This window comes from Frigidibacter albus (assembly GCF_009908165.1).
In the GTDB taxonomy this organism is placed as follows: Bacteria; Pseudomonadota; Alphaproteobacteria; order Rhodobacterales; family Rhodobacteraceae; genus Frigidibacter; species Frigidibacter albus.
Window position 1 is genome coordinate 97,732 of record NZ_JAAAUC010000012.1, and the last position, 18,725, is coordinate 116,456.

The following is an 18,725-nucleotide window of genomic DNA, read 5'->3' on the forward strand; positions in this document are numbered from 1 at the left end:
GGCGCCTTTGCCAGACAGGTCCTCGTCCGTCACGCTGTTGCCGTCATGATCTTGCCGTCACGCTGGGTGCCTCGCGCCTCTGCTCCACAGCCCCTCGGGGCGCGGCCGCGGCCCTGCCGGAATGGCGGCGCCACTGGCGCCTGCGGGCCACAGATGCTGTGGCGCTTTTACATCAACTTGCGGCGGCGTGTCACGCGGATATCCAGCTCGGTGATCTTCTTGCGCAAGGTATTGCGGTTGATTCCCAGAAGGTCGGCACATTTGGCCTGATTGCCGGCGGTGGCATCCAGCGCGATCTCGATCAGCGGCATCTCCACCTCGCGCAGGATGCGGCCATAGAGGCCCGGAGGAGGCAGCGCGCCGCCATGCAGGTCGAAATAGCGCTTGAGGTGCTTGGCGACCGAGGCCGACAGCCGGTCGCCCTCGCCGCCGCCCTTCATCGGCTCCATCGCCGGCTGGCTGCCAAGGATCGCCTCGACCTCGCTGCGGCCGATTTCCTCCTCGGGCGAGGTGACCAGCAGGCGGCGCACGGTGTTTTCCAGCTGACGAACGTTGCCGGGCCAGCTGTAGGCGCGGATCAGCTCCATCGCCTCGGGGCTGAGCCGGCGCAGGGAAAAGCCTTCGCGCTCGCCCCGGGTCAGGAAATGCTCGGCCAGCGCCGGAATGTCGTCGACCCGCTCGCGCAGCGAGGGCACGGCGAGGGTCACGCCGCCCAGCCGGTAGAACAGGTCCTGGCGGAAGCCGCCGCCCTCCATCCGCCGGCCAAGGTCGATCTGGCTGGTGGCCATGATCCGCGGGGCGTTGCTGCCGAGCGTGTCCAGCAGCCGCACGATCCGGCCCTGCGCGTCATCGTCGAAATCGCCAACCTCGTCGAACACCAGGCTGCCGCCCCGCGCCCGGGCGATCAGCGCCGAGGGGCCATCGGCGCCCTGCAGGTCCTGCGCCTGCGCCACCACGAACGGGAGCGTGCGGCGGTCGGAAAAATCATGGATCGCGCGGGCGATCAGCGACTTGCCGGTGCCACTCTCGCCGGTGATCAGCACCGCCAGATCGGTGTTCATCACCCGCGCCACCAGCCGGTACAGCGCCTGCATCGCCGGGGTGCGCCCGACCAGCGGCAGATCATCCCCCGGCTCGGCCCGCGGCTCGGCCGGCTTGGCGGGTACGGCGCGGCGCTTTTGTTCCAGCGCGCGGGCGGCGCGCTTCATCAGGTCGGGCAGATCGAAGGGCTTCGGCAGGTAGTCATAGGCCTCGGCCTCGGCCGCCTGAATCGCCGTCATGATGGTGTTCTGCGCCGAGATCACGATCACCGGCAGGCCGGGCCGTTCCTTGGCGATGCGGGGCAGCGCCTCCAGCCCGTTGCCATCGGGCATGATCACGTCAGAGATGACCAGATCGCCCTTCCCCTCCTCGACCCAACGCATCAGCGTCATCAGCGACGAGGTCGCATGCACCTTGCATCCGGCGCGGGTCAGCGCCTGGGTCAGCACGGTGCGGATCGTGCGGTCGTCATCTGCGACAAGAACGGTGCCGTCCATGGTCAGTCTCTCCTACGGGGTCTCTGTGCCGTTCCCATCGGTGCCTTTTGGCGCGATGGGCAGCGAAATGCGGAAAACGGTCTTGCCGGGGACGCTATCGACGCTGATCCAGCCGCCGTGGTCGGAAATGATCTTCGACACCAGCGCGAGGCCAAGGCCGGTGCCGTTCTCGCGCCCCGACACGAAGGGCTCGAAGATTTCGGAGGCGATGTCGGGCGCGATGCCGGGGCCGTTGTCGATGATCTCGACCTGCAGCGGCACCGAGCGGCCGGTGCCGTCACGGCGGCGCAAGCGCAGCGCCATGTCATAGAAGGTGCGGATGCGGATCACCCCCGGCTTGCCCTTGGAGGCCTCGGCGGCGTTTTTCAGCAGGTTGAGAAACACCTGCAGCAGCTGGTCGCCATCGCCGAGGGTCGAGGGCAAGGAGGGGTCGTAATCCTCGACGATCTGCATATGCGCGGCGAAGCCGACGAGGGATGAGCGGCGGGCGCGGTCCAGCACGTCATGGATGTTGACGGCGCGCTGTTCAGGCGGGCGCAGGTTGCCGAACTGCTCCACCTGCTCCAGCAGCTTCACGATGCGGCGGGTCTCCTCGACGATCAGGTCGGTCAACTCGCGGTCCTCGGCGCTGGCATTCATCGAGATCAGCTGCGCCGCGCCGGAAATGCCGGCCAGCGGGTTCTTGATCTCATGCGCCAGCATCTCGGCCATGCCGATCGCCGATTTCGCCGCCGATTTGACGTTCTGTGACCGGCCGAGCCGGTCCGCCAGCTCGCGCGGGGCGATGGTCAGCAGCAGCGTACCCGGATCGTCGTTCAGCGGCGCCACCTGCAGGTTGCACACCACCGGCGCACGCTCCCCTGTGCCGACATCTACATCGTTGAGGAACAGCGCCGACTGGTTGGCGCGGGCGCGGGCGAAGACCTCTTCCAGCGGCGCGTCGATGGCCAGCTTGTCCAGCACCGGCTGGCCCTGCATCGAGCGGGTGGAGAGGTTCAGGAACGACTCCGCCGCCGGGTTGATGGCAATCACCCGGTCCTGCGCATCCAGCAGCAGCGCCGGGGTGGGCAAGGACGCCCATATCGAGCCGGGCGCGGGCAGATCGGGGGCGCGCTTCTTCATGCGGCGGCCCTTTCGCTTTGCGCGTCGGCCTCGGCCTCGGCCTCGCTTGCGGCATCCGTCGCGGCAAAGCCGCTGCGGATCAGCGCCAGCACGGCCCCCGGACCCGGTGCCACCATCAGCGCGGCGCGCAGGCCCGCCGCCGCCCCGGCAACACCCGCATACCAGCCCAGATGCTTGCGGGCGATGCGCAGGCCAAGGTCGCGGCCGTAGAAGCCCAGGATCGCCTCGTAATGCTCGGCCACCAGATCGGCGCGGGCGGCGCCATAGGGCACCTCGGGCGCCGGGGTGCCGTGCAGGGCGTGGGCGATCTCCGCCAGCCGCCAGGGCGCGCCCTGCGCCCCGCGCCCGACCATCACCCCCGCCGCACCGGACTGCGCCAGCGCCTGCCGCGCTCCATCTGCGCCAACGATGTCGCCATTCGCCACCACCGGAATGCCCACCGCCGCGCGCACCGCGGCAATGGCCGCCCAATCCGCCCGGCCCTTGTAGAACTGCATCCGGGTGCGGCCATGCACCACCACCATCCGCACCCCCGCCGCCTCGGCCCGGCTCGCCAGATCGGCGGCATTCAGGCAATCGCTGTCCCAGCCAAGCCGCATCTTCAGCGTCACCGGCACCGTGACCGCCCCCACCACCGCCTCGATCAGCCGCAGTGCATGGTCCGGCACCCGCATCAGCGCCGAGCCCGACGCGCCGCCGGTCACCTTCTTCGCCGGGCAGCCCATGTTGATATCGACCACCTGCGCGCCCAGATCCGCCACCATCCGGGCCGCCTCGGCCATCGGCCCCGGCTCGCGCCCCGCCAGCTGCACCGAAGTCAGACCCGCCGCGTCCAGCCCGAGGTCGATCCGCGCCTTGGCCCGCACCGAGGGGCGCGCGGTGACCATCTCGCCGCTGGCCACCATTTCCGACACGACCAGCCCGGCGCCAAAGCGCGCCACCAGCCGCCGGAAGGGCAGATCGGTGATTCCAGCCATCGGCGCCAGCATCACTGGCGGGTCGAGCGTGAGGTTTGCCACCTGAATGGACAACTGCCTAATCCTTGTGCGGTTGGGTAGGAGCTAATCTCTTGCCCGGGGAATCGCAATCTCTGGCCCGCCCGCGCGAGGCCAAAATGTTTGTATGCCTGTTATTTGGGCAGACATGCCCGGTGCATCGCCTTGCGCGGAAGATTAACGCGCTGCGACACCCCGCCGCGGTGCTTGCCCGGCCTTGGCGGCTCCGGTACAGCAGGGGCCCGGAGGACCGCAACATGACAACCGCGGCAATCATCGTGGCGGCAGGGCGCGGCAGCCGCGCCGGCGGGCCGGAACCCAAGCAATGGCAGGCGCTTGGCGGCGTTCCGGTGCTGCGCCACACGCTGGACGCCTTCGCCCACATCGGCCGCACGGTGCTGGTGCTGCATCCCGATGACATGACCCGCGGCATTGCCGAATTCGGCGGCGAGGTGACACTGGTCGCCGGGGGCGCCACCCGCACCGCCAGCGTGCGCGCAGCGCTGGAGCTGCTGGAGGGTTCGGGCGTGACCCGCGTGCTGATCCAGGACGGCGCCCGCCCGCTGACCAGCCCGGCGCTGATCGCCCGTGTGCTGGCCGCCCTCGACCAAGCCCCCGGCGCGGCGCCCGCGCTGCCGGTCACCGATGCGCTCTGGACCGGCGCCGGGGGCCGCGTCACCGGCGCCCGCGACCGCGAGGGCCTGTTCCGCGCGCAGACCCCGCAGGGCTTCGACCTCGCCGCCATCCTCGCCGCGCATCGCTCCGGCCCGGCGGAGGCGCCCGACGATGTGGCCATCGCCCGCGCCGCCGGGCTTGACGTCGCCATCACCGAGGGCGAGGAGGAGAATATCAAGATCACCTTCCCCGGCGATTTCGCCCGGGCCGAGGCTATCCTGCACCGCCGGAAGGGAGCGCCCGCGATGGACGTAAGACTGGGCAATGGCTTTGACGTTCACGCCTTTTGCGAGGGCGACCATGTCACGCTCTGCGGTGTCAAAGTCCCGCATGGCCGCGGCCTTCTGGGCCATTCCGATGCCGATGTGGGCATGCACGCCCTGACCGACGCGATCTATGGCGCGCTGGCGGCGGGCGATATCGGCCGGCATTTCCCACCCACCGATCCCCAGTGGAAGGGTGCCGCCAGCGAGATCTTCCTCGCTCATGCCGCCGCCCTCGCGCGGGATCGCGGCTATACCCTCACCAATGTCGACGTAACGCTGATCTGCGAGCGGCCCAAGGTGGGGCCCCATGCCGCAGCGATGTGCGCGGAACTGGCGCGCATCTTGGGCATTGCGCCTGACCGGGTGTCGGTCAAGGCCACCACCTCGGAACGGCTGGGCTTCACCGGCCGCGAGGAAGGCATCGCCGCCATTGCCACCGCGACCCTGGTCGCCTGACCCACCGCGACCGCGGTCGCCTGAGAGGATTGCAGATGGAACGCGAGACGCTGGAAGAGCGGTTGGACCCGAACCCGCCGAAGAAGCTGCGCCGCGGGCCCTGGACGCCGGCGCTGCTGGTGGCGACGGTGGGGGGCATCGGCTATCTGCGCCCTGCCCCGGGCACCTGGGCCTCGGCCGCCGCCATCGGCGCGGGGCTGGTCCTGCACGGGATCGGCCATGTCTGGCTGCTGCTGGCGGCGACGCTGCTGGCGACCGCCGCGGGCTTCTGGGCCTGCGGGCGGGTGCTGGAGGACCGTCCGGGCGAGGACCCGTCCGAAGTGGTGATCGACGAGGTGGCGGGGCAATGGCTGGCACTCCTCTTCCCCTCCGCAGGATTCTGGCTGATGGGGCTGGACAGCTGGCACTTCCCCTATCCGGGCTGGGTCGCCGCCTTCCTGTTCTTCCGCCTCTTCGACATCTGGAAGCCGTCGATCATCGGCCGCGCCGACCGCCGCGCCGACGGGCCGGGGATCATGCTCGACGACCTCTTCGCCGGGCTCTTTGCCGGGGTGGCGACCATGATCGCCGCCGGCCTCTCGCATGGGCTGCTGATGTGAGCCGCGCCGCTACTCTCCTCGCCGTCGCTCGGGCCGCCGGCCTGACCATCGCCACCGCCGAAAGCTGCACCGGCGGGCTGATCTCGGGCGCGATCACCGAGGTGGCCGGATCGTCGGACATCTTCGACCGCGGCTTCGTCACCTATTCTAACGCAGCGAAGCAGGCGATGCTGGGCGTGCGCGCCGAAACGCTTGCCGAGCATGGCGCGGTCAGCGAGGCGGTGGCGCTGGAAATGGCCGTGGGCGCGCTGATCGGGTCGGAGGCGGACCTTGCGGTGTCGGTCACCGGCATCGCCGGGCCGGGCGGGTCGGAGCACAAGCCCGAAGGCCGCGTCTGCTTCGGCCTCGCCCGCCGCGGCGGCGAGACCCATGTGGAAACGGTGGAGTTCGGCGCCCTCGGCCGCGGCGCGGTGCGCGCGGCCACGGTCGATCATGCGCTGGACCTGCTGATCGGGGCGGCCAAGTAAGAAGAGGGGGCGCTGCCCCCCGTCCTTCGGACTCCCCCCGGGATATTTTCGCCAGCAAGAAGCACAAGAGCGTGCGGCTTCTTGCTGGCTGAAATATCCGGCCTTATGTAGCAAGCGCACCAAGCACGGCGGGGCGTGAGTGATGCTCTGCGCGCTACTTGTGCTTTTCTGCCTTGGCAACCCACTCCCTCATGGAGCTCAAGGACTTCCTGCGATTTCCATGCATATCACCGGGGGTGATGTTCCCAGGATGGATTTTTTTCTTGTCGTATTCGTCAAAGCTCTGAAAATACCCAATGGGTCCGAAAAAGGAGATTTCATGGCCGAATGCGTCTTGCCCCAAGAGGCAGAGATTAGCGAACCGAACATCGTAAGTCCCTCCACCTCCGCCAAAGAAACCAAGGAAGGCTACTCTCCCCGTTCCAAATTGGCCGTGGGCAGGGACGGTGCCGATAGACTGTGGAATAGTATAAAACTCACGAATTTCGAATGTGTTTTCGCCAATGCTTCGAAAGTACGTCAACTCAAGCATCATGTAGACATTTATTGCAGGGCTGTTCCCGCAGTTTGTGATGGTTCCACAAAATTCAACGCCGGTGCCCTCCCACGCGGCGCAAGATTCGCGCCCCAAGTAGGCCCGCACCTGCGCCTCGCCTATCCGAGACGTTTCCTTGGCCATGTCTTGGGTGGCCTTGAGGGTTTGCCAGACGAAAACAACACCAAAGCCAGTCACAGCAGCCATAATCACGGTGGCAATCAGCATCCACCTAGCCCATTCGGCCATCTGCTGTTGGGCATCAAGATCCTGCTCGGCCCGCTGCTGTTCACGTTCGGCGCTTATAGCCTGGGCTATGCATTCATACTGGGGGACTCCGGAAAGAGCGAGGCATGCGGCATTTATCTGGGCGTCAGCTTGTTGTTTATAGGCCTCGGCGCTTGTGCCTTGGTGGCTTTCCTGCCCCTGCTTGAACCCTTCGTACCATCCTATCAAAGCCACGATCAGTAAGCAGACAAATACGGCAAACGCTACAATCGAACTGTGTCTGTCCCTACCGCGATCAGGCATTGCAAGAAGAACGCCGCACTGAACTTCCCTCTGGAAAGCTTGTTGCGGACATTCACCTCCTTTTCGTCGATTCCCATCGACGACAGCTTTTCGACAAGTTGCGCATATGTCACGCCTTTTCGCTTGAGTTCGGCCTTGAGCAGGTTCGCCGCCATCATCTCCCAGTCAGTCTGTTCTGGCATGTATCGCCTCCGCAAATAAAAGCACTGTATACGTTACTTATGCCCTTGCGCGCGATACGTCAACGCACTATATACGTTACATAGGTAACGCAGGCGATGACAAATGGCACAGCACTTCCTCCTTTCCGCAGCGGCTCGCACCCTGAGCCTCAAGGCGATCTACAAGGCTGGCGAAGAAGCTGCGCACGACACGTTCTGCAAGATGCGCTGGCCGGAAACCGATGGCGAGGCTGTTTGCCCCGACTGCGGTTGCTGCGAAACCTACAAGATCACCACCCGCCGCAAGTTCAAGTGCAAGGGCTGCTACCGCCAGTTCAGCGTGACCTCTGGCACCATCTTCGCCAGCCGCAAGATGGCGTTCGTTGACCTGCTGGCGGCGATCTGCATCACCGTGAACGCCTCCAAGGGCGTGTCGATGGTGCAGCTCTCCCGCGATCTGGATTGCCAATACAAGACTGCCTTCGTCCTGGCTCACAAGCTGCGCGAAGCGATGGCCCGCGAAGTTCACACCGGCGAAGTCCTGCGCGGCCACGTCGAAGTTGATGGTGCCTACTTCGGCGGTCATATCCGCCCCGAAAACGCGAAGGCTGACCGCAAGGACCGCCGCCTGAAAGAACACCAGACGGGCAAGCGCCGCGTGGTCGTCGTGATGCGCGAACGCCTTGGCCGCACCCTGCCTGTCGTCACCATGGCAGAGTCCGAAGGCGTGGCGCTGGTGCATTCCAACGTGGACCGCATGGCGACCCTGTCGGCGGATGAAGCCTCGCACTGGGATCTGCTGCATGCAGGCTGGTCGGTGGACCGCGTGAACCACAGCGAAATCTACAGCGACCACGGCAAGCACACCAACTGGGCGGAAAGCTACTTCTCCCGCCTGCGCCGCATGGTCGTGGGCCAGCACCACCATGTCAGCCCACGCTACCTGCACCAGTACGCCACCCAAGCCGCATGGCTTGAGGACAACCGCCGCAAGAGCAACGGCGTCATGGCCTTCGGGCTGGTGGCGAACGCAATGGAAGCGCCGGTCAGCCGCGCGTGGAAGGGCTACTGGCAGCGGGTGGCTTAAGGCCTTGAAAACCAACAAAGACTTAACCTGTTGAATCTGACACTGAAAACGCTTAGATTGCCTGCATGGAAAACTGGTTCAACTCCAAAAAAGCCGCTCAGGTAGCTGCTTTCTTTTGCGACAAGCAAGGCGGGCTGATGCCCGTATTGAAGCTTGTAAAATTGGTTTACCTGTCGGATCGCAAGTTTCTCTCCGATTTCGGCTTTACCATTACTAATGACCTCCACGTCTCTATGCCCCATGGGCCGGTAAACTCCCTGACATACGAATATGTTGGGGGGAGCCGCGAGTCAGAAGACTGGAGTGCTCTTATCTCAGACCGTGAAGGACATAATGTGGCCTTGGCGCGCCCAATTGGTGAAGCCGACACAGATGAACTTTCAGACGCCGAGATGGACGTGATGAATAGCGTTTGGCAGGAGTTTGGCCAAATGGGGAAATATGCGATCCGTGATTGGACTCACGACAACTGTCCCGAGTGGGAAGACCCGAATGGGGGTTCGTCGCCCATCCCTCTTGAGCGCACTTTGAGGTTCCTTGGCGTGGAAAATGCCGAGTTGTTTGCGAAGAGAACAGAAGTTTATCGGGAATTCCGCGCTGCTCTGAGTGATCTACAAGGTCAGAATGCCAACAACCCGTGGTGAGACATTCCTGATGCCAACCCCTCATGGGTTGCATCTGTTTGTTGTCGCGTCAAATCCATGCAATCTAGGCAAGGTAGTTTTGGTTAGCATTAGTAGCTGGAAGGGCCCGAAATGCGATCCAACCTGCATCATCCAGCCGGGTAACCACCAGTTTATTACCCACGACAGTTATGCCGCCTATAACTTTTCGGACATAGAACGGTGTGTCACGATTGATGCTGGCATCGCGCAAGGGCGGTTTATTCCAAAAGGGCCCATGCCGGAACCAATGCTAACAAGCATCTGCGATGGCATTCTTGTTTCACGATTTACGCCAAGAAAAATCAAGTTGTATCTACAAAATTAGTTTACCAAGCGCGGGGTTATCTTCGGGATAGCCTCCACGCCCCGCCATCCTTCACTACAGCCCCACCATCCCGCATCTTGTAGATGGCCCGATAGACGCGGGGCATGGCCCTGTCTGGGGCTACCCCGGGCTTGCAGGCCATGAAGTGCGCCCCGATCTCCGCGGGCCGCTTGGCGCCGCCCCTCAGGGCTTCCAACACAATCATCTTCACCTCGCGCTGCTTGCAGCTATCGGCAGGTATCTTGCGCCTGACATGCTGCGCGGCAGGGTCAATCCCTCGCTGGATCAGCAGGGCATTGACGTGGTCCAGCCCGTCCAGGTTCTCGCGGATGATCTGCGCGCGTAGCGCCAACAGGGCGTTGTTGATTGTCTTGTCCAGCATGGACGGAAGCTAGCAGTTTCAGCCGCTTGAGTGCAGTCCTGCCCTTGGTGCGCTTGCTACATAAGGCCGGAAATATCCTCGGGGGTGAATTTGCCGCAGGCAAAGAGGGGGCTGAAAGCCCCTTCTTCCTTCAGGCGCCGAGACCGAGCTTTGCCAGCCGCGCCGCCCGCATCCGGGCGAAATCGTCCCCGGCATGGTAGGAGGACCGCGTCAGCGGCGTGGCCGAGACCATCAGGAAGCCCTTGCCATAGGCGGCCTTCTCATAGGCGGCGAATTCCTCGGGCGGCACGAAACGGTCCACCCGGTGATGCTTGGGGGTGGGTTGCAGATACTGGCCGATGGTCAGGAAATCCACATCCGCGGCGCGCATGTCATCCATCACCTGCCGCACGGCCGGACCCTCTTCCCCCAGCCCGACCATGATGCCGGACTTGGTGAACATGGTGGGGTCCAGCTCCTTCACCCGTTGCAGCAGCCGCAGCGAGTGGAAGTAGCGCGCACCGGGGCGCACTTCGGGGTAGAGGCCGGGCACCGTTTCGAGGTTGTGGTTGAAGACGTCGGGGCGCGCGGCCACCACGGTTTCCAGCGCCGAGGGGGCGCATTTCAGGAAGTCGGGCACCAGCACTTCGATGGTGGTGCCGGGGGCGCGGTGGCGGACGGCGCGGATGGTCTGGGCGAAGTGGTCGGCGCCGCCATCCTCCAGATCGTCGCGGTCCACCGAGGTGATGACCACATGGTTCAGCCCCAGCGTGGCGACGGCATGGGCCACCCGCCCCGGCTCGAACGCATCCAGCGTCTGCGGCTTGCCGGTGGCGACATTGCAGAAGGTGCAGCCGCGGGTGCAGATCTCGCCCATGATCATCATGGTGGCGTGGCCCTGACTCCAGCACTCGCCGACATTCGGGCAGCCGGCCTCTTCGCAGACAGTGACCAGCCGGTTCGCCTTCAGGATGTCGCGGGTGTCCTTGTAGCCCTGCGAGGTCGGCGCCTTGACGCGGATCCATGCGGGCTTCTTGGGCTGCTCCTGATCGGGGCGGTGGGCCTTTTCGGGGTGGCGCTGGTCGGGAATGGTCAGATCGCGGGGGGACATGGGCTTTCTCCTGCCGTTGCACCGGCAATAGCAAATCGAAAGCCGATTGGCAAAGCCGCTGCGGGGCCTGCAAGGCCGCCATGCAGGGAGCGAACTTGCTGCCCATGCATTGCGGCAACGCAGCATCGGGGCTACATTGGGCGGCAAGGGGAGGATCGCGGGGCCGGTTGGCGCCCGCAATGTCATGCAAACAGGAGAGACCCGATGCAAGCCGGAGCCAAGCTTCCCGATGTCACCTTCCGCACCCGCGTGCGCGACGAGTCGATCGGCGGCCCGAACCCCTATCGCTGGGAAGAGCTGACAACTGCCGACTATTTCGGCGGCAAGCGCACGGTGCTGTTCGCCCTGCCCGGCGCCTTCACCCCGACCTGCTCGACCTTCCAGCTGCCGGGCTTCGAGAACGGCTTCGCCGAGTTCCAGGCGCAGGGGATCGACGCGATCTATTGCCTGTCGGTGAACGATGCCTTCGTGATGAACCAATGGGCGAAAGCGCAGGGCCTGGCCAATGTGCAGGTGATCCCGGACGGCTCGGGCGAGTTCACCCGCCGCGTGGGCATGCTGGTGCGCAAGGACAACCTCGGCTTCGGCCTGCGCAGCTGGCGCTATGCGGCCGTCATCAACGATGGCCGGGTCGAGGCATGGTTCGAGGAACCGGGCCTGTGCGACAACCACGGGGAAGATCCCTATGGCGTGTCGAGCCCGGAGTCGGTGCTGACCTGGCTGCGCGATGCGGCGCAGGAACGGGCGGCGTAAGGGGGCACTCGGACTTCGCCCCCCGCATTGGCGAAGGCCATCGCCTTCGCCACGCACCGCCCTTTCACCCATCCGGACGGGCCCCCAAAGGGCCCGGCCAGCGCCCGCCCCGCCCCGACCTGGCGGGCGCTTCTCGCCCGCCAGGTCGGGCGCTGTCCTCATACGGTCTAGGGATGCCAGCGGCTCCGGGTGAACGGTCCCGCACGGGCGGGGGCGAGGCAGTGCCTCGCCTATTCCCGCCCGGGGCGCCGTCCTCACCCCCGCGGCACCAGCCGCTGCGCCTCTGCCAGCAGCCCGGCCCCGGCCCCCGCCAGCAGCCGCGCCAGCGCCGGAACCCAGGGCTCCTCGCCAATCGCCGCGCGGCGCACCAGCCGCACCTGGCGCGACGGCTCGGGCGCGGCGAAGCGCATCAGCGCCATCTGCGGGGCGGCAGCGGACTCCGCCCGCGCTGCCGCCTCGGGCACGAAGGTCAGCCCCATCCCCGCCGCCACCAGCCCGCAGAGGGTGGCCAGCGAGGACGCGCCCAGATCGATTCGGGCGCGCCCTCCCCCCATCCGCCGCCGGTCCAGCGCGCAGACTTCCAGCGCCTGATCGGTCAGGCAATGCCCTTCATCCAGCAGCAGCAGCTGGTCGGGATCAAGCGAGACCGGGCGCAGCGCCTCGGCCTGCCCGGCCAGCGCCGCCAGCCGGGCCGCAGTGCCGGCGAGCAGGAAGCGGTCCTCGAACAGCGGCAGCTGGGTCATCCCCGGCCCCGGCGGCGTGGCGATCACCGCGGCATCCAGCGTCCCATCCGACAATTCCCGCAGCAGCGTTTCGGTATCCGCCTCGCGCAGCCGCAGATCCTGCGGCAGGTCGGTGGCGCTGCGCAGCGCCGCCAGCGCCGGCGGCACCAGATAGGGCGCCAGCGTCGGGATCACCCCCAGCGTGACCACCCCGCCAAGCGCCCCGCGCCGGGCGGCCGATTCCATCTCGCGCACTTCCGCCAGGATCCGCCCCGCCCGTGCCAGCACCTCATGCCCCGCCCGCGTCAGCCGCACCCCGCGCGGCAGCCGGTCCACCAGCGTCAGGCCAAGCGCGCCTTCAAGCTCGCGGATCTGCATCGACAGCGCCGGCTGGGTCACATGGACCCGCGCCGCGGCCCGGCCGAAATGCGCCTCTTCGGCGAGGGCGGTCAGGTAGCTGAGTTGGCGGAGCGTTATCATCAGTCAATCTTATCAAAAACCCAAGAAAATGCAATTTCCAATTATTCCAGACTGACTGCATAGTCCGCCCAACAGAAAAGCCAAGGGAGAGGACAGACCCATGACCCAGCGACTGACAACCACCGCCGGCGCCCCCGTCGCCGACAACCAGAACAGCGAGACGGCAGGCCCGCGCGGCCCTGTCCTGATGCAGGACTATCACCTGATGGAGAAGCTGGCGCACCAGAACCGCGAGCGGATCCCGGAGCGCGTCGTCCACGCCAAGGGCTGGGGCGCCTTCGGCACCTTCACCGTCACCCATGACATAACCCGCTTCACCCGCGCCGCGATCTTCGGGGCGGTCGGCAAGCAGACCGACATGCTGGCCCGGTTCTCGACCGTGGCGGGCGAGGCCGGCGCCGCCGACCATGAGCGCGACGTGCGCGGCTTTGCGCTGAAATTCTACACCGAGGAAGGCAACTGGGACATGGTGGGGAACAACACCCCGGTGTTCTTCATCCGCGATCCACTGAAATTCCCCGACTTCATCCACACCCAGAAGCGGCACCCGCGCAGCAACCTGCGCTCCAACACCGCCGCCTGGGATTTCTGGAGCCTGGTGCCGGAATCGCTGCATCAGGTCAGCATCCTGATGTCGGACCGGGGCCTGCCGATCGACCCCATGCACATGAACGGCTATGGCAGCCACACCTATTCGTTCTGGAACCGGGATGGCGAGCGCTTCTGGGTAAAGTTCCACTTCAAGACCCAGCAGGGCGTGAAGACCATCACCAATGACGAGGCGGCCACCATCGTTGGCCAGACCCGCGAGGGCTATCAGGAGGCGCTGTTCGGCGGCATCGAGGCAGGCACCTTCCCGCGCTGGACCCTGTTCGTGCAGGTGATGCCCGAGGCCGAGGCGGACAGCACCCCCTACGATCCCTTCGACCTGACCAAGGTCTGGCCGCATTCCGACTATCCGCTGATCGAGGTCGGCGTGATGGAGCTGAACCGCAATGCGGACAACTATTTCGCCGAGATCGAACAGGCCGCGTTCAGCCCGTCGAACAAGGTGCCGGGCATCGGCTACAGCCCCGACAAGATGCTGCAGGCGCGGGTGTTCAGCTATGCCGATGCGCATCGCTACCGCCTTGGCACCCATTACGAAGCGCTGCCGGTGAACCAGCCCAAATGCCCGGTCCACCACTACCACGCCGCCGGCAACATGAACTTCATCGGCCTGCGCAGCGGCGCCGGGGATGCCTATTACGAACCCAACAGCATGGGCGGCGTGGCCGAGGATCCGACCGTGGCCGAACCGCCGCTGGCGCTGTCGGGCATGGCCGCGCGCCAGCCGCACCAGCAGCAGATCGACGACTACACCCAGCCCCGCGCCCTGCATGACGAGGTGCTGAGCGAGGCCGAACGTGGCCGGCTCTACGGCAACATCGCCGCCTCGATGGACGGGGTTCCGGCCGGTATCATCGAACGCGCGCTGATGCATTTCGAGCGCATCTCGCCGGCCTATGCGGCGGGCATCCGCGCGGCGCTGGCCGCCCGGGGCGGCATGGTCGCCGCCGCGGAGTGAAAACCCCTGCCCGCCCGGTCATTCCCGGGCGGGCGGACTACCCGGACTCAGGCCGAGACAGCCTGTGTTGCCCGCGCAGATTGCGGCGCCAGCGGCAGCTCGATGAAGAACGTCGTGCCCTCCCCCAGCACAGAGTCATAGCCGATCCGCCCGCCATGCTGATCGAGGATCCAGCGCGCGATATGCAGGCCGAGGCCAGATCCGCCGACCCGCCGCGTGCCCGAACTGTCCAATTGCGAGAACTGGCCGAATACCGTGTCCTGCGCGCCCTCGGGGATGCCGGGGCCGCTGTCCTTGACCAGCACCCGCACCCGGCCCTGTTCCCGCAAAACCGACACCTCGACCCGCGCGCCGCTGCCCGAGAACTTGCAGGCGTTGGACAGCACGTTCCCCATCACCTGCATCAGCCGCCGCGGATCGCCCTCCACCATCATCGGCGCGGCAGGCTCTGCCAGGGTCAGCGTCACGCCGAGGCTGCGGGCCAGATCGGCGGCCTCGACCACGGCATCTTGCACCAGATGGCCCATGTCGATGCGCTGGCGCGTCACCGCCAGCGTGCCCTGCTCGATCTGCTGCAGGTCCAGCAGATCCTCGATCAGTGTGGTCAGCCGCTTGCTGTTGCTGGCGGCAATCTGCACGATCCGCCGCGTTGCCTCGGGCAATTCGCCGGTGACCGCGTTGTTGAGCAGGTCCAGCGCGCCCTTGATCGAGGTCAGCGGCGTGCGCAGCTCATGGCTGACCACCGACAGGAACTGCGACTTGGCCAGCGCCGCCGCCCGGGCATTCTCCGCCGCCAGCCGCAGCGCCGCCGCCTCCTGCTCCTGCGCGGTGATGTCGATCAGCGAGATCACCCAGCCAAGCGCCGAGCGCCCGTTGCGCACCGGGCGATGCAGCACCCCGGCGCGCGGATCGAAGCTGCGCCCCCCGCGCCGGATGGGCGCCTCGTCCAGCAGCATCCCGCCGCCGCGCAGCCGCGCCAGCAATGGCTCCAGTTCGGGCAGCCCGGCCAGCGGCTGCCCCAGCGGCGGGATCGCCGCGCCAAACACCCGCCGCGCCTCGGGGTTCACCGCCTCCAGCCGGCCTTCGGCATCGACGATCAGCACCGGGTCCACCGACTTGTAGAACAGCATGTCGCGGGCGATCAGGTTGATGTCCATCAGCCGGTTGTTGACCAGCATCCAGCCAAAGACCACCAGCACGAAGGCAAAGCTGAACGGCGTCGGGTCGAACCCGAAGATGGTGAACCCGAACAGCACATAGGCCAGGTTGCCAGCCACGGGCACCAGCGTGATCACCAAAAGAGCGGTCAGAAACCCGCGAAAGCTCCAGGGTGCGCGCAGGATCGCCAGCACCACGATGCCGATGGAGGCCAGCATGAAGGCATAGACATAAAAGGCAGACACGAAGAACAGCGGCCCATGATCATAGATCACCGAGGCGCGGCCATCGCGCCCCACCAGCTGCGTTCCCGCCCGGTAGAAAGCGCCGTGCCAGCCATTGCTCAGCGCCATCAGCGTCACCGCCAACGGCCCGGCATAGAGCGCGAGCGGCCGCAGCAGTCGCCAGCCGGGATGCCGGCCAAGCGCATAATCCAGCAAGAAGAAGGTCCAGGCGGTGGGCACCAGCACGATGCCGGGCCAGGCCAGCTGGGCCCAAAGCATCTTGCACCCCTGCCCCTGCACCGACAGCTCCATCATCGAGGCGAGCAGCCACCACAGCATGGCGCAAAGGCTGATCAGGAAGGCCGGCCGGCCGGGAAAGCGGTGGATCTGCCAGATCCGTAGCGTGACCAGCGACACCCCGACCAGCATCGCGGCGGTGATCGCCACCGGCAGATCGGGGGGAAGCAGGTCAAGGCACCTGTTCATGCCGCACACTCTGGCCGCCAGCAGGGGCGAGCAAGGCCGCAACCGGTCACGGGGCTGGCAAGGGAACGAGGGCTGCCCGGCAAGAGAATCACCTTTCGGGTGAAAACAGCTTCAATCAAACACAGCGGAACAGCCCGCCCTAAACCTGCAAAACACTGCGCCAAATTGCAATGATACATCGGGGTCCGCGTGCTGCGCGCCCCGGCCGGTCTGCGTTCGCCATCCCCTGCGGAACAAGGCCAGTCTATCCGACGCCGCCCCTTGCGCAACAGCAGGTTGTGCGACCACCTGTCCAGGACCGGTACGCGGCAGTGCCCGGTCCGCCCCGCAGGCGCCGTCCCTGCAGCGCGGCTGCTCACCCCCGCCGCCGCAGGATCTGGCGCAGCATCCCGTGGAAGGTCTGCACCTCGGCGCGCGTCAGCGTCATCCGGCCCCAGAGCGCGCGCAGGTTCTGCTTCATGCCCGCCGCCTTGGTCTCGGGAAAGAAGAACCCCGCCGCGTCCAGCTCTGCCTCATAGTGATCGGCCAGCTTCTCGACCTCGATCCGCGTCGCATATTCGCTGCGCCCGAATTCCATCCGCTCGGCCGGCACCGCGACCGTCTGGCGCCGCCATTCATAGGCCGTCAGCAGCACCGCCTGACCAAGGTTCAGCGAGGGGAAGCCGGGATTGACCGGGATCGAGATCAGCGCATTCGCGCGCACCACATCGTCATTCTCGAGCCCGGTGCGCTCCGGCCCGAACAGCACCGCGACACGCCGCCCCTCCGCCGCCATCGCCCGCGCCTGCTCCATCGCCCGCTCCGCGGTGACCACCGGCCGCGTCAACTCCCTGTCGCGCGCCGTGGTGGCAAACACATAGTCGCAATCGCCCACCGCCCCCGCCACATCCGGGAACACCCCGGCATGATCCAGCACCCGCCCCGCCGCACCCGAGGCCATCGCCACCGCCCGCGGGTTCGGCCAGCCATCGCGCGGATCCACCAGCCGCAGCCGCTCCAGCCCGAAATTCAGCATCGCCCGCGCCGCCGCGCCGATATTCTCACCCATCTGCGGGCGCACCAGCACGAAGACCGGCTGCAGCGCCGGATCGGTGCTGGCGGCGTTGTCGGGGGAGTTCGGGGGCAGTTCGGGGGTCATGGGCGGCATTCCTTCGGGCTGCGGCCTGATACGCCGCTGTGCCCGGCAGTTCAAGGAAGCGCTGCGGGGGACAAGGAAGGGGGGCCGTCTGCCCCCCTCTTGGCGCGTGCAGCGCCAATTCACCCCCCGAGGATATTTCCCAAAGGCAAAGGGCAAGAGCGCGCACTGTCGGCTTTGCCTTTTCCAAATATCCTCCGGGGGTCCGGGGGTGGAAAACCCCCGGCGCCGGCCAGGGTTCTGCCCGTAGCCATTCACGCGAAACTGCGCTAAGGGGGCCGTCAGACGCGCATCTAGCGCGCCCTCGCCCACGCAAGGACAGACCATGGCCGCCGAAGACCACCCGCAGATCTATCTCGTCACGCCGCCCGCCTTCGATGCCGCGGTGTTCCCGGACCGGCTTGCGCGGGTGCTGGACGCGGTCCCCATCGCCTGCCTGCGCCTTGCCCTCGCCACGCGCGACGAGGATGCGCTGCTGCGCGCCGCCGATGCCTGCCGGATGGTGGCGCATGAGCGCGACGTGCCGATCGTGATCGAGACCCATGTGATGCTGGTGCCGCGGCTGGGGCTGGACGGGGTCCACCTGCTCGACGGTGCCCGCACCGTGCGCCATGCCCGCAAGGAGCTGGGGCAAGAGGCCATCGTCGGCGCCTTTTGCGGCACCTCGCGCCACGAGGGGCTCAACGCCGGCGAGGCGGGGGCCGATTACATCGCCTTCGGCCCGGTCGGCGCCACCCCGCTTGGCACTGGCGACAGTGTCGATCCCGAACTGCTGGCCTGGTGGTCGGAAGTGATAGAGATCCCGGTCGTTTCCGAAGGCGCACTGACGGAAGAGCTGATCCGGGACCTGACCCCGATCACCGATTTCTTCGGCATCGGCGAAGAGATCTGGGCTGCCGATGACCCGGCCGCCGCGCTGATCCGGCTTGTGGCGGCGATGGGGTAAGGGGGCGCGCGACAAGGGCGCCTCTGCCGCGGCAGCGGCCGGCAGCCCCTCCGGAGCCTGCCGGCGGCGCCCAAGAGCTTACCGCCTCAGCCCCGCTCGAACCTCCCCGCCCGGCCCCCACGCCGCCGCGGCGGCTCCGCCCCGGTCAGCCCGGCCCGCAGCACCCCTGTCATCGGATGCTCCGTCGCGCCCGCGCCATACTGTGCCAGCAGCGCCCGGATCGCCCCCGCCACCTCAACCCCCGCTTCAAGGCTCAGCGCCCAGTCGAGGAAGATCGACCGGCATTCCCCCAAGGTGATGCCCTCGATCGCGTAGCTCTCGCGCACCAGCCCTTTCGGGTCCGCCCGGTCCAGATCCATC

The 18,725-nt window shown here is 66.6% G+C and carries 19 protein-coding genes; 8 read left to right on the top strand and 11 right to left on the bottom strand.

What is annotated here, in order from left to right:
* Positions 1-167: 167 nt before the first annotated feature.
* From GVY41_RS17190 to dusB, 3 genes are read right to left on the bottom strand one after another with little or no spacing between them, the layout of a single operon-like run.
* Positions 168-1,538 carry a response regulator gene (locus tag GVY41_RS17190; protein ID WP_161347993.1) on the bottom strand — a complete coding sequence of 457 codons (1,371 nt, stop codon included), beginning with the start codon at positions 1,536-1,538 and terminating at the stop codon, positions 168-170.
* 12 nt (positions 1,539-1,550) lie between these two features.
* Positions 1,551-2,660 (bottom strand): two-component system sensor histidine kinase NtrB, encoded by a 1,110-nt coding sequence (locus tag GVY41_RS17195; protein ID WP_161347992.1) that lies wholly within the window; start codon positions 2,658-2,660, stop codon positions 1,551-1,553.
* Positions 2,657-3,649 carry a tRNA dihydrouridine synthase DusB gene (gene dusB / locus GVY41_RS17200; RefSeq protein WP_373283316.1) on the bottom strand — a complete coding sequence of 331 codons (993 nt, stop codon included), beginning with the start codon at positions 3,647-3,649 and terminating at the stop codon, positions 2,657-2,659. The genes GVY41_RS17195 and dusB overlap by 4 nt, the downstream gene beginning before the upstream one ends.
* 263 nt (positions 3,650-3,912) lie before the next feature.
* On the opposite strand from dusB, the gene GVY41_RS17205 reads away from it, so the two are divergent.
* Genes GVY41_RS17205 through GVY41_RS17215 form a run of 3 tightly spaced genes read left to right on the top strand, consistent with a single transcriptional unit; the run spans position 3,913 to position 6,118 of the window.
* On the top strand, positions 3,913-5,052 hold the full coding sequence (locus GVY41_RS17205; protein ID WP_161347990.1) for a bifunctional 2-C-methyl-D-erythritol 4-phosphate cytidylyltransferase/2-C-methyl-D-erythritol 2,4-cyclodiphosphate synthase: 1,140 nt from the start codon (positions 3,913-3,915) through the stop codon (positions 5,050-5,052).
* Between the two features lie 35 nt (positions 5,053-5,087).
* Entirely contained in the window at positions 5,088-5,651 is a 564-nt protein-coding gene (locus GVY41_RS17210) for a phosphatidylglycerophosphatase A family protein (protein ID WP_161347989.1), read from the top strand.
* On the top strand, positions 5,648-6,118 hold the full coding sequence (locus GVY41_RS17215; RefSeq protein WP_161347988.1) for a CinA family protein: 471 nt from the start codon (positions 5,648-5,650) through the stop codon (positions 6,116-6,118). The genes GVY41_RS17210 and GVY41_RS17215 overlap by 4 nt, the downstream gene beginning before the upstream one ends.
* Before the next feature lie 154 nt (positions 6,119-6,272).
* On the opposite strand, the gene GVY41_RS17220 is transcribed toward GVY41_RS17215, so the two are convergent.
* Positions 6,273-7,115 carry a hypothetical protein gene (locus GVY41_RS17220; RefSeq protein ID WP_163535504.1) on the bottom strand — a complete coding sequence of 281 codons (843 nt, stop codon included), beginning with the start codon at positions 7,113-7,115 and terminating at the stop codon, positions 6,273-6,275.
* Between the two features lie 29 nt (positions 7,116-7,144).
* Positions 7,145-7,366 (bottom strand): DUF6471 domain-containing protein, encoded by a 222-nt coding sequence (locus tag GVY41_RS17225; protein WP_161347986.1) that lies wholly within the window; start codon positions 7,364-7,366, stop codon positions 7,145-7,147.
* 103 nt (positions 7,367-7,469) lie between these two features.
* Between GVY41_RS17225 and GVY41_RS17230 the strand changes: the two genes are divergently transcribed.
* Together GVY41_RS17230 and GVY41_RS17235 are read left to right on the top strand one after the other, a co-directional pair.
* A complete protein-coding gene (locus GVY41_RS17230; protein WP_161347985.1) occupies positions 7,470-8,432 on the top strand; it encodes an IS1595 family transposase in 963 nt (320 codons plus the stop codon).
* A gap of 65 nt (positions 8,433-8,497) precedes the next feature.
* The gene (locus GVY41_RS17235) at positions 8,498-9,076 is read left to right on the top strand and encodes a Panacea domain-containing protein (RefSeq protein WP_161347984.1); all 579 of its coding nucleotides are present in this window, start codon (positions 8,498-8,500) and stop codon (positions 9,074-9,076) included.
* A gap of 362 nt (positions 9,077-9,438) precedes the next feature.
* Here the strand turns inward: GVY41_RS17235 and GVY41_RS17240 are convergent, their stop codons facing one another.
* Both GVY41_RS17240 and lipA read right to left on the bottom strand, forming a co-directional pair.
* Positions 9,439-9,804: a hypothetical protein gene (locus GVY41_RS17240; protein WP_161347983.1), complete on the bottom strand. Its 366-nt coding sequence runs from the start codon at positions 9,802-9,804 to the stop codon at positions 9,439-9,441.
* Between the two features lie 130 nt (positions 9,805-9,934).
* Positions 9,935-10,894 (bottom strand): lipoyl synthase, encoded by a 960-nt coding sequence (lipA, locus tag GVY41_RS17245; RefSeq protein ID WP_161347982.1) that lies wholly within the window; start codon positions 10,892-10,894, stop codon positions 9,935-9,937.
* Between the two features lie 204 nt (positions 10,895-11,098).
* Here lipA and GVY41_RS17250 point away from each other — a divergent pair, with 204 nt between their 5' ends.
* Positions 11,099-11,647: a peroxiredoxin gene (locus GVY41_RS17250; protein ID WP_161347981.1), complete on the top strand. Its 549-nt coding sequence runs from the start codon at positions 11,099-11,101 to the stop codon at positions 11,645-11,647.
* Between the two features lie 254 nt (positions 11,648-11,901).
* On the opposite strand, the gene GVY41_RS17255 is transcribed toward GVY41_RS17250, so the two are convergent.
* Positions 11,902-12,852, bottom strand: a complete 951-nt coding sequence (locus GVY41_RS17255) for a LysR substrate-binding domain-containing protein (RefSeq protein ID WP_202456118.1) — start codon at positions 12,850-12,852, stop codon at positions 11,902-11,904.
* Positions 12,853-12,949: 97 nt separating this feature from the next.
* Here GVY41_RS17255 and GVY41_RS17260 point away from each other — a divergent pair, with 97 nt between their 5' ends.
* Positions 12,950-14,416 (top strand): catalase, encoded by a 1,467-nt coding sequence (locus GVY41_RS17260; RefSeq protein ID WP_161347979.1) that lies wholly within the window; start codon positions 12,950-12,952, stop codon positions 14,414-14,416.
* A gap of 47 nt (positions 14,417-14,463) precedes the next feature.
* On the opposite strand, the gene GVY41_RS17265 is transcribed toward GVY41_RS17260, so the two are convergent.
* Together GVY41_RS17265 and GVY41_RS17270 are read right to left on the bottom strand one after the other, a co-directional pair.
* Positions 14,464-16,284 (bottom strand): histidine kinase N-terminal 7TM domain-containing protein, encoded by a 1,821-nt coding sequence (locus tag GVY41_RS17265; RefSeq protein ID WP_161347978.1) that lies wholly within the window; start codon positions 16,282-16,284, stop codon positions 14,464-14,466.
* Positions 16,285-16,639: 355 nt separating this feature from the next.
* A complete protein-coding gene (locus tag GVY41_RS17270) occupies positions 16,640-17,422 on the bottom strand; it encodes an RNA methyltransferase (RefSeq protein WP_161347977.1) in 783 nt (260 codons plus the stop codon).
* Positions 17,423-17,744: 322 nt separating this feature from the next.
* Between GVY41_RS17270 and GVY41_RS17275 the strand changes: the two genes are divergently transcribed.
* Positions 17,745-18,365 (top strand): thiamine phosphate synthase, encoded by a 621-nt coding sequence (locus GVY41_RS17275; RefSeq protein WP_161347976.1) that lies wholly within the window; start codon positions 17,745-17,747, stop codon positions 18,363-18,365.
* 86 nt (positions 18,366-18,451) lie between these two features.
* On the opposite strand, the gene GVY41_RS17280 is transcribed toward GVY41_RS17275, so the two are convergent.
* Positions 18,452-18,724 (bottom strand): hypothetical protein, encoded by a 273-nt coding sequence (locus tag GVY41_RS17280; protein WP_161347975.1) that lies wholly within the window; start codon positions 18,722-18,724, stop codon positions 18,452-18,454.
* Between the last annotated feature and the right edge of the window lies 1 nt (position 18,725).

What these genes read in the sequence shown, in the direction of transcription:
- GVY41_RS17190 (WP_161347993.1), bottom strand. Translation starts at nt 1,538, where the DNA reads ATGGACGGCACCGTTCTTGTCGCAGATGACGACCGCACGATCCGCACC.
- GVY41_RS17195 (WP_161347992.1), bottom strand. Translation starts at nt 2,660, where the DNA reads ATGAAGAAGCGCGCCCCCGATCTGCCCGCGCCCGGCTCGATATGGGCG.
- dusB (WP_373283316.1), bottom strand. Translation starts at nt 3,649, where the DNA reads ATGCTGGCGCCGATGGCTGGAATCACCGATCTGCCCTTCCGGCGGCTG.
- GVY41_RS17205 (WP_161347990.1), top strand. Translation starts at nt 3,913, where the DNA reads ATGACAACCGCGGCAATCATCGTGGCGGCAGGGCGCGGCAGCCGCGCC.
- GVY41_RS17210 (WP_161347989.1), top strand. Translation starts at nt 5,088, where the DNA reads ATGGAACGCGAGACGCTGGAAGAGCGGTTGGACCCGAACCCGCCGAAG.
- GVY41_RS17225 (WP_161347986.1), bottom strand. Translation starts at nt 7,366, where the DNA reads ATGCCAGAACAGACTGACTGGGAGATGATGGCGGCGAACCTGCTCAAG.
- GVY41_RS17230 (WP_161347985.1), top strand. Translation starts at nt 7,470, where the DNA reads ATGGCACAGCACTTCCTCCTTTCCGCAGCGGCTCGCACCCTGAGCCTC.
- GVY41_RS17235 (WP_161347984.1), top strand. Translation starts at nt 8,498, where the DNA reads ATGGAAAACTGGTTCAACTCCAAAAAAGCCGCTCAGGTAGCTGCTTTC.
- GVY41_RS17240 (WP_161347983.1), bottom strand. Translation starts at nt 9,804, where the DNA reads ATGCTGGACAAGACAATCAACAACGCCCTGTTGGCGCTACGCGCGCAG.
- lipA (WP_161347982.1), bottom strand. Translation starts at nt 10,894, where the DNA reads ATGTCCCCCCGCGATCTGACCATTCCCGACCAGCGCCACCCCGAAAAG.
- GVY41_RS17250 (WP_161347981.1), top strand. Translation starts at nt 11,099, where the DNA reads ATGCAAGCCGGAGCCAAGCTTCCCGATGTCACCTTCCGCACCCGCGTG.
- GVY41_RS17260 (WP_161347979.1), top strand. Translation starts at nt 12,950, where the DNA reads ATGACCCAGCGACTGACAACCACCGCCGGCGCCCCCGTCGCCGACAAC.
- GVY41_RS17265 (WP_161347978.1), bottom strand. Translation starts at nt 16,284, where the DNA reads ATGAACAGGTGCCTTGACCTGCTTCCCCCCGATCTGCCGGTGGCGATC.
- GVY41_RS17270 (WP_161347977.1), bottom strand. Translation starts at nt 17,422, where the DNA reads ATGACCCCCGAACTGCCCCCGAACTCCCCCGACAACGCCGCCAGCACC.
- GVY41_RS17275 (WP_161347976.1), top strand. Translation starts at nt 17,745, where the DNA reads ATGGCCGCCGAAGACCACCCGCAGATCTATCTCGTCACGCCGCCCGCC.
- GVY41_RS17280 (WP_161347975.1), bottom strand. Translation starts at nt 18,724, where the DNA reads ATGGATCTGGACCGGGCGGACCCGAAAGGGCTGGTGCGCGAGAGCTAC.